Source organism: Commensalibacter sp. W6292M3 (assembly GCF_016101315.1).
Taxonomy (GTDB): domain Bacteria; phylum Pseudomonadota; class Alphaproteobacteria; order Acetobacterales; family Acetobacteraceae; genus Commensalibacter; species Commensalibacter melissae.
Window position 1 is genome coordinate 916,700 of sequence record NZ_JACFQT010000001.1, and the last position, 14,477, is coordinate 931,176.

Here is a 14,477-nt window from a genome sequence, read left to right on the forward strand (position 1 = left end):
AGTTTAAGACTTTATTCAATAATTTAGGTTTGCTTTCCTTTAAACCGTTTTCTTGACACATCAAGAGTTTTTCGCCAAATCCTGACAATCACATAGCTGGCATGAAAGGCCATATTTGAATAAAGAATTTTACCTTGACCAAAAGAAAAGAAATTTCTTCATCTATTTTAAAAACCAAACATAAGCTTGATGCAAGGCGGCAACTTTTACGGAATAATCAGTTCCTAACAGGATAAATTAACAAGATTTTCAAATCTGATTTAAATGAAGACCAAAAAAAGAGGCACCATAAACAAACTTTTGCAAACCATTATTTCAAAATACAACATCAATATACAATCAAATAATGACGCTCCTTTTTCTGATAAAATTCTAAAAGGAAACTTACAAAATGTTACCCATACACGTGAAGAAATTAAAGGTTGATTTAGTAAAGCTAAACTCCAATTATGTGCAATGTAAGGCAATTTCTGAAATTTCATATTTGTAATTGACTTATCTTCATCTTTTGCGAGACAGAAAAATTCATTCTCAACTGAAACTGCAGAATGTACCATAAATCCACATCTTTATTTAAAAATGAATTAAATTAATAATTTGGATAGGTATAATTTTACTGACAGTAAATAACATTGAATGTCATTACAACATTACGTGATATTTTATAACAATAAAACGAATTTATCCATCAATATTAGTTTCTTGAACTAATATTATTTTTAATACGTAATAAATAAAAATATTCAAGCTACATATAATATTTAAACTGCCGCTGGTCCAAGTTTAACCCTTGGATGCTGCTTTGACATAATTCTGAATAATTATTACCCTCCAAGAGCACCACAATTATAATGCGGTAAAATTCTATATTTATGAAAATTTTGAAAAATTTCTTTAACAAGATGCATTATATATTACTCCTATAAATAATCTCCAATGCATCCTTTATCCATTTTGATTAATAATCAAGTGCACCATCATATATTTATTTCATATTGTATTACCAATTTTTTTGTGGCATCGGTTTTAAAATCAATTAATTTTCCAGTTTTTGTATCTGCAAAAGTCAACTTAAAACTTCCACCGGTCCAATCATACATTCCATGAAAAACATTGACTGTAAAATAATCACTAAGTTCTGGTAAGGACATCAATATTTTCGGATTAACGTACCAAAGATTATTTTCTGCATTTGCCACTTTCAGCTGATCATCCTGCAATATTAAGGTGCTGTTATCATCCCATTTTATCATATTCAAATTTAACTGTTGGAATTGGGTTTTATAAGAAAAATCGGGCAATTCACCGGCTTTACTCGCTTCGATTGTCAATGTCGAGGCAAACATTTTTCTTACAACTGGATACCTACTATTTGATATATTAACTTGTGCATCAAAAAATTTTCCAGATGCCATGGACGGACGGAAATGACCAAATGAAACTTGAATGATATCACCTGGATCAACAGGTTCATTGATGGTCAACTCAGCCGTATATACTCCAACCATTGTTGAATTTACATAATTTTCTGATGATTGTTTCCATACTCCGTTAGCTGATATCCAACGTACGGCAATCGAAGGATATTTTTGATTATCATCAGCTTCTTCCAAGGATACTGCCGTTACTGTAAGACTAACCGTTTCACCAAATATCGCGGGAACATTATAATATCCATAAGCATTACTGTTCGTATCTGTTGATTTAAATGTCCATGTTCCATCACTATTCTTGTCAATTGTTGATGTTCCATTTATTTTTATTGGAAATTGTGACAGTTCACGACCCGCTATTATAATATCTTTCATTTTCAACCCCTTATTTAAAATGCTTGAACAGGATAATTATTGCAAGTTACAGAAGTTGCTCCAGCTGTAAGTGCCTTTAAAAATTCATGATCATCAGCAGCAGTCCAAACACTTAATCCAACATCGGCATCAATGCATTTTTGTATAATTGAGGGATCTTGCGAAACAGTGTCAATTTGCCATAACAAAACCCCGTTTCCCAAGGTTTGCATTTTTTTAATAGCTGAATCTATATTGTTGTCTTCACCAAATTGTATATACCCTACACGACATTTTGAATCTAAAGAGCGAACATGTTCCAATACTGAATAGGCACCATTTTCAAAAGTCGCCAGATGACTTAACCCATAAGATTGAATAGTTTTTACAATTTGTGTAACTTGATCTATGGTTTCAAATCTCTTGATTTCAGGATAAAATGGACGATTGACTTTTGCTATAAACTGACACCATTCATCCAGTGAACTTAATTTGACAACATCATAATAAGGTGTATTTTTTAAGCCAGTAAAACGTAAAGATTTCAAATCTTCATAGGTTGATGTTCGCAATTCCAAACTATGATCAAGCAGTCTGTCGGTTTGATTGTCATGCCATATAATGAACTTTCCATCCGTAGCTGTTGACTGAATATCAAATTCAAAGGATATCTCTTGATGGGCACGATAAGAATTTACAGCATTATATACTGTATTTTCTATAATTCTTGCTTTCCCGCCTCTATGCATTGTAATTTCAATTGGTCTGTTTGGCAGATTAAATGAACGTGTTTCATATACCTTATTTACTATTGAAAAAAGTGAGGCTGAAGGGGCGGCTTTTGTTGGAACGAGAGCTGAGGAATTGATTGATTTAACATGTAAATCTGTTGTTTCATCGTTTAAATTATTATCACCTTTTTCCCCTTTTGGACCTGTAGCCCCCATAATGACGACAAGACCATCATTATTCTCATACAGCACACCCTCCGCACGAATTGGAAGAATACAGACAAAATCTAAAATCTCCTCTTTTTCTGTCTTGACTTCACATTTCAAGGGGACATCTTTATTAAGTTCCCCTCCATTGAAACGAACTGTAAAAGTTTGTTCCTGAAGCGAATATTTATCCGCCGTAACATTACTATCGCTTGTTGGACTAAACCTAACAGTTGCGATTGTATCATTTTCAAGCATACGGTTTTTTATAGAAAAACTATAGAATTTTTGCTCTGTTGGTCCCTTGCAAGATAAACGCAGTATTATTCCACTCAAACATCCACCTGGCAACTCAAATATTTCACGATCATTTTGTTCAATAATATTATTTTTTTGCGATTTACATAGAGTTTCATTCACCGGTAAAATTTTTGGTTCATTATTATTAATTAAATAATTATTCATCTATTTATCCTTAATAAAAAAAACCGTTCACAAGAACGGTTTTTATTAAATTGATATTATAAAACAATGCCTACCCATAATATTATGGCGACATTGTTTGTTTTATATTTTTGACAACGTTGCTTCATTAAATATGAATAAAAATGGCTAATACATGATCTTTATCTTCATTTAATGTAGAAACAACTTGATTTTTTATAGATATTTCTTGAACAGATTCTTAATAATCCTAAAACCTTCCATCTGTTCCATTGTTTTTAAAATAATAGGAATAAATCTTTTTCATCTGGAACATTTGCAAAAGTAATCGCCAATACCAAATCATAATATCAACATGATTTGTAAAAAAAATGTATTCTGATTGATAAATACAAAAAGTTAATTAATTATTGTTGACAATCATTTGCGGCAATAACATAAGATATATTACTGCTTACTTGTCTTCAAAACATATTTGAACCTTCCAGTAAAACTTGTTGGTAAATTAACTATAAATGGTTTGCTACCTTCACCCATTCCTACACTCGTTCCTTTTAGGATAAGAAACAGAAAATATTTAAGTTTTCATACATTCTGGAAATGTCAAAAAGGATCTAACCATAAAGCTGGATGTCAGGATCTTCATAAATCACAGTATGAAAAATTGACAATCGTTCTTAATTACGTATTCAAGCAACAATTTCAAGCCCTATACAATCATCATACGCTTCATCAGCTGCCCATTAATAAGGCAACACACTTAGAAACTTCACCAAATTATATTTCAGTACGTCTTGCCAAGGTGAGTTCTGACAATGCATTCTCACCAAAATCTTCGAATATCTCATTCAAAATCGTGTTGACAAAAAACTGCAAGTCCCAGCAATCCTTGAGGCTGCACTAATACTAATCATTGCCATTATATGTGAAATTAATCAGCTGCCATTCAAATATAACCATGATGAAATCTAAAGGAATCTAGGTATAACCTATAAATGTAAAAACAGCAGCTTGATCGGTATTTTTTAAATTTTACCTGAAAATTAAAATTTACCAAGTTTACACCCGTAAAATTCCTCAATTTCTCAACAAATAATTAATTTATAAAGAATATATATACCAAAAAATCTTAATAGCTACCGATGAAAGACACTAGCGAATTACCTTCGATACATGGATTCTGTGAAAAACACAACTATCCTATCCCTATTAAAAATCTGATATATTTTAATTAAACTGAAATAAGCCACCGCTTTTTAATAAAAAATTACAAATATTCCATTATAAATAATAATTTAACATGTAGTGTTAAAATTGTCAATTCTATTATTTCATTCCATTGCACTTTTTCCATAAAATCAGAGTGAGCATAATTTTCTCCAATGCAATATGAAGATTGACCTTTATCTTTTTTGAGATTTCTTCAGAATTTTTATTATCTAGAATGATCGAAAAATTTAGAGTAAAGATTCAAAAATATGCTCATGAAAACTAAGAAAAAGAACAAAATCAGTCTAGAGGGATGATGTTGTAGGATTTGAAGTTAAATATTGTTTGTAGATGTTAAAAAAGTCTTTAAAATTTAAATGAAGTGTTCCCATTATATCTGTTGCTTCGTTTGTTAAAGATATTCCTCCATTAGATTTATATTGAAATTCTAAAAGTTGATTTTTTTGTAAATTTTTTAGATTTTGTTTAATGTCATCAAATAATGACTGAGTAAATCCATTTATAGAAATATTACAATTCGATGAATTAATTTGACCACTAGCGAATATATCTTTCAGGATTTTATAAAAAGATGGGGTGTTTTCTTCTATCTTCTTTAGTTCGTTTTTTATTTTAGAATTTATCTGATAATTTTTTTCAAATTTTTCTATTTCTTGTAATATGGACGGTTCATCAAATTTTGGTGTATCTATATTTATTTCTTTCGCTATTCTGGATATTAATCCTGTTAATTTACCTTGTTTTTGTATATCAAATCCTTGCAATAGATTTAATGGAATGGGCAAGTTGGCAACTGTTAAATTAGAGTGACAGATAGGTATAATTGGTATTTTTCGCGACCATCCAGCTCCACATTCAAAATTTATCCATGGTTTTTTAATGCTTTCTTGACTACACAAAACAATGATTAGAATGCACTTTTCTAGATTGTTACTGACTGTTTCAAGCCACTTATTGCCAAGTGTTATACTTTGATCGTCGCTAGATACAAAAACATCAACTGAAGATAGGAGCAATTCTTTAATATTTTTTTTAATAATATTGCCAATTCTTTTTCTTCAGAGATATGGCTCAAGAATATTATTTTTTTTCAGTCATTTTTTTTCCTGTATGTTATTTCTTTTAGAAGTATGCATGCGATATTAATTTCAAATTTAGAAATAATATTACATTTAAAGATTATATATAAGCTTCAAATACTTATCTTTATTTGAATCCACCAATCATTAACATATTTTTAAAACATTTTTTTGCTGTATAGATTGAAAAAATTTTTGTTGTAAATTAGCAATTCCAAGATCGATAGCTTTAACCATATTTTGCTTCTCACATGTCTGCCAATGGTATTTAAGCATAAGAATCAAATGTTAGCATTTCACTTTTTTGCGAAAGTGTATTTAAAACGCCATATTTTAGAATTTGCTTTTGTTATAACCAAGGTATAAACCACGTTCATAAAGTTTGTTTTACCCTGTTCCTGATATTTGGCTGTTTTTATGGCTTTATCCGTTAACATCGACATACCCCAATATTAAATGCGTTCAAATGTTTTATAATGTGGGATAATGTTTGGTAATTTACTTAAAAACGCCAGTTTTCTGCGAGAAATGTTAGGTAATGTGGGATAATGTTTTATTTAATGGCGGAGAAAGTGGGATTCGAACCCACGGTACGCTATTCACGTACACACGCTTTCCAAGCGTGCGCCTTAAGCCACTCGGCCATCTCTCCGTAAAAGGTTAACTAAGGTGAAAGATAACAATTTTTTCATATTAGGCAAGAAAAATTTCATAAAAAACAAAGATTATTTCTGAAAAACTTTAAAACTGAAATTAAACCATTTAACAATATAGATTAAAATAAATTTCAAAAAATGATTCATGTATAATTTTCATATATTTAAATATTAAACTGATCTTTTATATCGAATTTAATATGGTTTTAAAAACTTTATGAATTTTTAACTGTAGGTTCGATTTCAACCCCTCTCATCACTTTTGATATGTTCCTTGTAAAACTGATTTAACCAATAAATAATCTCATTTTTAGACATCGTATAACTAATTTCAAGCAAAGGAATGGCTGTTTTGTATAAAATAGCCCGTTTGATTTTCATACGGTCCTCTGCATCCCTTGAAAGGTTATGACCAGAACCATGATATTCAATTACCAATTTGGGTGTTCCGAAGCAATTAACCAGTAAAAAATCAACACGTTTATTATTATAGGACCAAAAAGCTTGATCTTGAATTTCCTGGGGCAAGGAAGAATCAGTCTTGATGAATGCCCCCATTGACACTTCAAAACCTATATACCAATGCAATCTCTTATCGATCAACCACATTTGCAGACAATTAAATATGAAAATAGATTCGAAATTAACGGGGATTACAGGATATAGATTACATCGGTTAATGTTAGTGTTTTGTTCTGCATATCGTTTATAAATAAAATCGTCAGCGGAAAATAATTCATGTTTACAATTTTTATAATTAATATGATTTTTATTTTTACGACTGGAAACAAATGTAAACCCTTTTTTTAAAGGAACTTGATTTTTACCCAAAAAATAAAAAAAAGCAGAAAAATAGATCAAAGTACAAATTAAAAGAAACGCTAGCATTCAGACAAATCAACAATAAAAAAACCTATTTGATATTTTTCAAAAAATCAAATAGGTCAGAGTAATAATGAAAATCTTGTATCAAAAATTATCGGTCAATTTTCAATGCTGCTAAAAAGGCTGACTGAGGAATTTCAACTTTACCAAATTGTCGCATACGTTTTTTACCTTCTTTTTGTTTTTCAAGCAGTTTACGTTTTCGAGAAATGTCACCTCCATAACATTTGGCAGTAACATCCTTTGATAGGGCCCCAATGGTTTCACGAGCTATGACACGTCCCCCTATTGCTGCCTGGATGGCAATCTTGAACAGTTGACGCGGAATTAAGTCTTTCAATTTGGCACAGATTGCCCGTCCGCGTGATTCGGCTACGGAACGGTGAGCAACAAAGGCCAAGGCATCAACAGGTTCCTGATTTACCAAAATACTAATTCGAACCAAATCACTTTCTTCATAGCCATCCATATGATAGTCAAAACTGGCATATCCTCGTGTCGCGGACTTGAGGCGATCATAGAAATCAAAGACAACCTCATTTAACGGCAGGCGATAAACAACCATTGCCCTTGCCCCAACATACGTCAGGTCAACCTGTTGACCACGGCGCTCTGTACATAAACCCAATACAGCTCCCAGATATTCATCAGGAACCATAATGGATGCTTTTATCCATGGTTCCTCTATTTTTTCAATCAGGGTAGGATCAGGCATGTCAGCAGGATTATGAAGATCCTCAATCGTCCCATCCCGTTTGTATAAATGATAAACAACCGAGGGTGCTGTAGCTATCAGGTTAAGATCAAATTCTCGACTTAACCGTTCCTGTATAATTTCAAGATGTAACAATCCCAGAAATCCACAGCGGAAACCAAATCCCAACGCAGCGGAAGTTTCCGGTTCATAATGAAATGATGCATCATTAAGCTGCAATTTACCTAGACTTTCTCTCAGCTTTTCAAAGTCATCGGCATCCATTGGATATAATCCACACCAAACAACTGGAATTGATGGCTTGAATCCAGCCAAAGGTTCGGTCGCAGGTCGGCGATCATCGGTAATCGTATCACCCACATGACAATCTGCCACGGTTTTAATCGCGGCATTGATAAAACCCAGCTCTCCAGCACCCAGGGATTCAACCTCGCGCATATGGGGCGTGAAAACACCCACCTGTTCAACATGATATGTTCTGTTGTTTGACATCATGCGGATACGCATCCCCTTTTTAAGGCGACCTTCTTTAATACGCACTAAAATAATGACGCCAAGGTAAGTATCATACCAGCTATCCACCAACAAAGCTTGTAAGGGTGCCTCCAAATCCCCTTTGGGGGAAGGTAGACGGGTCACCAATGCTTCTAAAACCGCATCAATATTCAAACCTGTTTTTGCCGAGACGCCAATGGCATCATCTGCCGGAATGCCTATGATTTCCTCAATCTGTTCCTTGGTTTTTTCAACATCCGCAGCTGGTAAATCAACCTTGTTTAAAACTGGAACGATCTCATGGTTTGCATCAATGGCCTGATACACATTTGCCAGGGTTTGCGCCTCTACCCCCTGAGAGGCATCAACGACCAGCAACGATCCTTCACAAGCGGCAAGAGAACGGCTTACTTCATAGGCAAAATCCACATGACCCGGTGTATCCATTAAATTAAGGATATAGGTCTTTCCATCATTTGCCTTATAATGCAGTCTTACAGTTTGCGCCTTGATCGTAATGCCACGTTCACGCTCAATATCCATATTATCCAAGACCTGGGCATGCATTTCCCTTTGCGTCAATGCACCACATGCCTGGATAAGACGATCAGCAAGGGTGGATTTCCCATGATCAATATGAGCGATAATAGAAAAATTACGAATAGATTCCAAAGGCGTATCTGTCATGGTGCACCAATATCAATAGGACTGTCTCAATAAATCAAGTTTAACTTTAGTTATATATCTATAGATTTTTTACAAAGATTGCTATTCTTTTACATGTTTTAAAGGGTAAGTTGCAACTATTGCCCCTCCCACAATTAAAATAACAGCCATTCCCAATCCAAATGTTGCTGAAGCCTTACCGGCCACCACCAGCCATACCATGGATAGTAAAGGTGCCAAATAGGCCAAGCTTCCCAATAATGACATATTAGCATTTTTTGAGGCATAATCCCAGGCAAGAAAGGCAATTCCCATCGGACCGCAACCCATATAGATCAAGATTATCATTTCTTTCAGGGATGGGATGACTGTTGGTTCAATACTGAAATGAATCAGCATGGCTACCAATGAAATTCCACCGCAAACACCAATCAGCATGCCGGCTGGAACATTTACATATTTTCTATTAACCAATGAATAGATTGTCCATACGATGGCACATAAAAAACCAAGAAAGTACCCTGATAAAACCCACGGGGTAATTACTGTATTTTTTCCTCCATACATTAAAAAAACAGTCCCGGCCAATCCCATCAGAACGCCAATCAAATATGCTATATGAAACTGTCGCTTACTTAAAAAAGCGCTGCAAACAACCAGCATTGTTGGCCATAGATATGACATCAAGGTTACCTGCGCTGGCGGTGCCAAAGCCAATCCCAAAAAATAGAACAAATGAAAAAAGAAAATTCCACTAAATCCGGTGATCCAGGGTTTTAATGGCTGTTTCATTTCATTTAAACGTCCCGTTAGGACCAGAATCAATGTGCCAATAACAAAAGACAAACCGAAACCAAACCATAGAAGCTCAAATCGGGGTATTGAGGCTACAAAAGTTGTCATGATGGCCAGACTTGACCATAACAAAATCGTCAAAAGTCCTGACAGGGTCGCAAACAGATTAAAAGAAAAATTCCCCAAGGATTTATTCGTCACAGGCATAATATTTAGACCAGACAAAATTAAGAGTGAAATAGTAAATATATAAATATATCGCGGAATTTAAAAAGCCCATGTAACGGCTTCTTACATGGGCTTTAATACAAACAGACTGGGTTTATCTTAAATTTCCACCAAGCAAACGTGCAACTTCCTTGATGATTTTTTGGGAGATTGCCTCTATTTCCCCATCTTTCAATGTTCGGTCATTTGGCTGGATAGTTACCTGAACAGCGACGGATTTATGATCTGCCTGAACTTTATCTCCTCTATAAACATCAAACAATTCAACCGAATTTATATATTTGCGATCAGCCTGTTTAACGACCTGTAAAAGCTGCTCGACAGGGATCCCGTCTTTTAAAACAAAGGCAAAATCACGCTTTAAGGGTTGAAAGATTGAAAGTACAGGTGCCTTTTTCCTGATAATCTTCTTTGGAATTACTGTATCAAGCATAATTTCAAAAATCATGGGAGTCTGATCAAAACCAAATTCTTTTACCAAAGAAGGATGCAACTCACCAAAATAAGCCAATATATTTTTTGGCCCCAAACTCAACCTGCCAGAGCGTCCGGGATGATAATAATTCGGTGTTTCACCAACCGTTTTTAAAGAATCAATTGAAATGCCCAGTCCATCGAGAACCGTTAAAACATCCTTTTTTACATCCCATAAAGTAACTTTTGGTGCTTTACCATCATATTGACGTTGCATATGTCCGTACCGTGCACCGGCTGCAATAAGGCGTTCCTGATTTCGTGTAAAGGCAGGACCAGTTTCGAAAAGTCCAATATCACCAATACCTCGTGCTATGTTACGCTGCATAACAGGCAGGATCGAAGCCAGAGGGGTTGGCCGTAATTGATCCATATCATTTGAAATTGGATTCATTAAACGTAAAGATTCAGGCGCTTCCCCCAATCGTGCAGCAATTTCATGATCTACAAATGAAAAATTTACTGTTTCGATCAGACCTTGTGCAGCAAGCAGACGGGAACAAAGAATAGAACGCTCCTGATCTGTTGTTAGTGCAGGTGAAGGAACGGGCTGAATCAAAGGCATTGAACAGGCGGGAATTTTATCCAATCCCTCTATACGCAATATTTCTTCCACCAAATCGGCTTCACCCTCCAGGGCTCTTACAGAATCAAGCAGTCTGTCTTTTTTTACCATATCCAACTTGGAATTATAGGCCATTTTGATAGGCATTGCGATATCATTACGCCATGAAGGTACATCAACCCTTATCCATTCCGAATTTTTTTCTGCAATCACAAAACCAAGATTGGTCAGTATTTCCGAAACTCTATTTTCCGATACTGTCAATCCCCCGTAATCTTTCAAACGATTATAATGCAATGTTGCAGTACGCTGCCATTTGGGTTCTTGACCTGCATGAACCACATCGCTTGCCTGCCCCCCACACAATTTGATAATCATTTGCGTAGCCAATTCGATCGCATCTGGTAACAAAGCCTGATCAACGCCCCGTTCAAACCTTTGTCGCGCATCAGTCACGATCATATGACGTCGACCACTCAAGGCAATCAAAGCAGGATCGAAAAGAGCGCATTCAAGAAAAATATCTGTTGTATTCTCGCTGACACCTGTTTTTTTACCACCTATCAATCCTGCCAAGGATTGAACACCGGCTTCATCAATCATGACACAATCTTTGTCAGTGACTTGATATTCTTTCTCATCCAAGGCCAGGAATTTTTCACCATTGCCACGACATATTGTTAGCTGCTTGCCTGCAATCCTGTCCAGATCATAAACATGCAATGGACGTCCAAGATCAAAGGCAAAATAATTGGTTATATCAACCAAACATGAAATTGGTCTTATTCCAACAGCTCTTAAGCGTTTCTGTAACCATTCGGGACTTGGACCATTTTTAACATTTCGAATTGTTCTGCCCAGTATCCAGGGACAGGCGTCTTCATATTGGTTATTCCAACTCAAAGCTGATGAAAATTGCGCTTGTATTTTTGGAACCTTCAGTGGTTTCAGTGTTCCCATACCGGCGACAGACAAATCTCGGGCTATATTTCTTATTGATAATGCGTCACCACGATTTGGAGTGATAGCAATTTCAATGACTGGATCATTCAACTGGGCATATTCTGCATAAGATACACCTATTGGAGTATCAACTGGCAATTCCATAATACCATCATGATCATCTCCCAGATTTAATTCACGGGAAGAACACATCATGCCATTACTTTGCTCTCCACGGATTTTACCCGCTTTGATTGTAATATCACTTCCAGGCACATAGGTACCAACAGGTGCCAAAACCGTTATTAGCCCAGCACGGGCATTGGGTGCACCACAAACAATCTGAATATCTTCAAATCCTTTACCAGCATCAACATGACAAACACGAAGACGGTCAGCATTGGGATGCTGTTCGGCAGAAATAATTTGGGCTGTCCTAAAAGGTGCCAGTGTTTTACCAGGATCCTCGACCCCTTCCACTTCCAAACCAATTTTATTCAAGGCTGCACATATATCTTCAAGAGATCTATTTGTATCCAAATGATCATGAAGCCAAGACAGTGTAAATTTCATTTCCTATATCCCTTCATGAATACTTGGGGATTTGAAAGGGGAAAACCCGTAATAACGCAGCCAACGTACATCACCTTCATAAAATGACCGCAAATCAGCAATTCCATATTTTAACATCGTCAGACGTTCGATACCGACACCAAAAGCGAAAGCTTGCCATTCACGAGGATCAACACCGCAATTTGCCAATACACGTGGATGCATCATCCCTGCGCCGAGAATTTCAAGCCAATCTGAACCACCACCTAATTCTCCAGTTTTGCGGTTCCAGCCGATATCGATTTCCATGGAAGGTTCAGTAAACGGAAAATAGGACGAACGAAAACGAACGGGTAAATTTGGTATTCCAAAAAAAGCTCTAAGAAAATCTACAAGACATCCCTTTAAATGACCCAAAGTGATATTTTTCTCTACAACCATACCCTCGCACTGATGAAACATCGGTGAATGAGTTGCGTCATGATCTGCACGATAGGTACGACCTGGTGCAATGATGCGTATGGGAGGTTCCTGTTCCAAAAGCGTGCGAATTTGTACTGTTGAAGTCTGAGTCCTTAATAATAGTTGCTGTTCATCTGTAGATTTGGAGGGGAGATAGAACGTATCATGATCAGCACGCGCGGGATGGCTTTCATCAATGTTCAACGCAGAAAAATTAAACCAATCCGTATCGATATTAGGCCCTTCTGCAACCTTGAAGTTCATTGCCGCAAAAATGGCAACAATTTCTTCGATTGTTCGTTGCAAGGGATGCAATGTACCTTTTACAACAGAAACAGGCATTGAGACATCAACTGCCTCCGCATTCAATTTTTCATTTAACGCTTTTTCCTCAAGAATGGCCTTACGTATTTCAATTGCTTTGGTCAGCTCATTTCTTAATTCATTTAAAACACGACCACGCTCTTTACGTAATGCAGGTTCAACCTTTCCCAATTCTTTCAATTTCTGTACCAACGGGGCTGATTTCCCCAACGCTGATACCCGAACACTGTCCCATGCACGCAAATCCTGTGCCTGATCTAAAGCATGAAGCGTTTCCTGCTTTATGATTTCAAGATCCTTATCCATCTAACCCCTCAATAAACAAAAAAGGGCTGTCATCAGACAACCCTCTCTATTCCATTCATTTTCATGAACAGATTAATCTCATAAAAAGTTAAGCAAGTGCAGCCTGAACCTTTTTAACGATTTCTGCAAAGGTTGCTGCATCATCATAAGCAATTGCAGATAACACTTTACGATCCAGCTCGATACCAGCCTTATTCAGACCATTGATAAAACGGCTATAGGTCAATCCATGTTCACGAACAGCGGCATTGATACGTTGAATCCACAATGAACGGAAATCTCGTTTTTTAACGCGACGATCACGATATGCATATTGTAAAGATTTTTCCAAACGTTCAAGCGCAATGCGATAATTGGTTGATGAACGACCGCGAAAACCTTTGGATTGATCCAATACCTTTTTATGACGGGCGTGTGTGGTAACACCTCTTTTTACTCTTGCCATAGTTCTTTGTACTCCTTAGCGTGGCAGACCGTATGGGGCCCATTGTTTAATTGTACGACCATCCTGTGGTTCCAATACCTGTGTCCCGCGATTGCTGCGTTTTGCTTTTTGGGTACGATTAATCAAACCGTGACGTTTGTTACCTGGACCAGCCAGCACCTTACCTGTTGCCGTGATCTTAAATCTTTTCTTGACCGATGACTTGGTCTTGATCTTGGGCATTTCATACTCCTTAAAAATTCTGGATACGTTATTGCTAACATCGAAACTTACGTCATAAGAAGGGCAGCCCATTTTCCAAGCCCAACCCATAAACGTAGTGTGTTATATAAACACTATTTAAGTTAAGCTCAAGAAAAATCTACCAATCTCATCAAAATTAAACTTTATTTTTCAAAAAAGTTTATTAAATAAGCATTTAGCCATTTATTGAGTCATCCAAATATTTTTTATAGTGAATTTAATTCACTTAAATATTTTCATGAAGTA

11 protein-coding genes and 1 tRNA gene are annotated in these 14,477 nt (G+C 35.9%); 1 reads left to right on the plus strand and 11 read right to left on the minus strand.

What is annotated here, in order from left to right:
* Window positions 1-977: 977 nt before the first annotated feature.
* Both H3T57_RS04150 and H3T57_RS04155 read right to left on the minus strand, forming a co-directional pair.
* Window positions 978-1,808, minus strand: a complete 831-nt coding sequence (locus H3T57_RS04150) for a hypothetical protein (RefSeq protein WP_198193283.1) — start codon at window positions 1,806-1,808, stop codon at window positions 978-980.
* 14 nt (window positions 1,809-1,822) lie between these two features.
* Window positions 1,823-3,190, minus strand: coding sequence for a glycerophosphodiester phosphodiesterase family protein (locus H3T57_RS04155; RefSeq protein ID WP_198193284.1), 1,368 nt, complete (start codon window positions 3,188-3,190; stop codon window positions 1,823-1,825).
* A gap of 454 nt (window positions 3,191-3,644) precedes the next feature.
* Between H3T57_RS04155 and H3T57_RS04160 the strand changes: the two genes are divergently transcribed.
* A complete protein-coding gene (locus H3T57_RS04160) occupies window positions 3,645-4,073 on the plus strand; it encodes a hypothetical protein (RefSeq protein ID WP_198193285.1) in 429 nt (142 codons plus the stop codon).
* A gap of 610 nt (window positions 4,074-4,683) precedes the next feature.
* On the opposite strand, the gene H3T57_RS04165 is transcribed toward H3T57_RS04160, so the two are convergent.
* From H3T57_RS04165 to rpmI, 9 genes are all read right to left on the minus strand, one after another.
* Window positions 4,684-5,415, minus strand: coding sequence for a TIR domain-containing protein (locus tag H3T57_RS04165; RefSeq protein WP_198193286.1), 732 nt, complete (start codon window positions 5,413-5,415; stop codon window positions 4,684-4,686).
* 624 nt (window positions 5,416-6,039) lie between these two features.
* Window positions 6,040-6,130, minus strand: a tRNA-Ser gene (locus H3T57_RS04170).
* A 247-nt stretch (window positions 6,131-6,377) separates the two neighbouring features.
* Complete coding sequence (locus H3T57_RS04175) at window positions 6,378-6,965, minus strand: DUF2726 domain-containing protein (protein WP_198193287.1); 588 nt, start codon at window positions 6,963-6,965, stop codon at window positions 6,378-6,380.
* 145 nt (window positions 6,966-7,110) lie between these two features.
* On the minus strand, window positions 7,111-8,916 hold the full coding sequence (lepA, locus tag H3T57_RS04180) for a translation elongation factor 4 (RefSeq protein WP_122123428.1): 1,806 nt from the start codon (window positions 8,914-8,916) through the stop codon (window positions 7,111-7,113).
* A gap of 81 nt (window positions 8,917-8,997) precedes the next feature.
* On the minus strand, window positions 8,998-9,897 hold the full coding sequence (locus H3T57_RS04185; RefSeq protein ID WP_198193288.1) for a DMT family transporter: 900 nt from the start codon (window positions 9,895-9,897) through the stop codon (window positions 8,998-9,000).
* A gap of 115 nt (window positions 9,898-10,012) precedes the next feature.
* The gene (gene pheT / locus H3T57_RS04190) at window positions 10,013-12,472 is read right to left on the minus strand and encodes a phenylalanine--tRNA ligase subunit beta (protein WP_198193289.1); all 2,460 of its coding nucleotides are present in this window, start codon (window positions 12,470-12,472) and stop codon (window positions 10,013-10,015) included.
* Window positions 12,473-12,475: 3 nt separating this feature from the next.
* Window positions 12,476-13,543, minus strand: coding sequence for a phenylalanine--tRNA ligase subunit alpha (gene pheS, locus H3T57_RS04195; RefSeq protein ID WP_198193290.1), 1,068 nt, complete (start codon window positions 13,541-13,543; stop codon window positions 12,476-12,478).
* Window positions 13,544-13,631: 88 nt separating this feature from the next.
* The gene (gene rplT / locus H3T57_RS04200; protein ID WP_110438866.1) at window positions 13,632-13,988 is read right to left on the minus strand and encodes a 50S ribosomal protein L20; all 357 of its coding nucleotides are present in this window, start codon (window positions 13,986-13,988) and stop codon (window positions 13,632-13,634) included.
* Between the two features lie 15 nt (window positions 13,989-14,003).
* Window positions 14,004-14,210: a 50S ribosomal protein L35 gene (gene rpmI, locus H3T57_RS04205; protein WP_110438865.1), complete on the minus strand. Its 207-nt coding sequence runs from the start codon at window positions 14,208-14,210 to the stop codon at window positions 14,004-14,006.
* Window positions 14,211-14,477 lie beyond the last annotated feature (267 nt).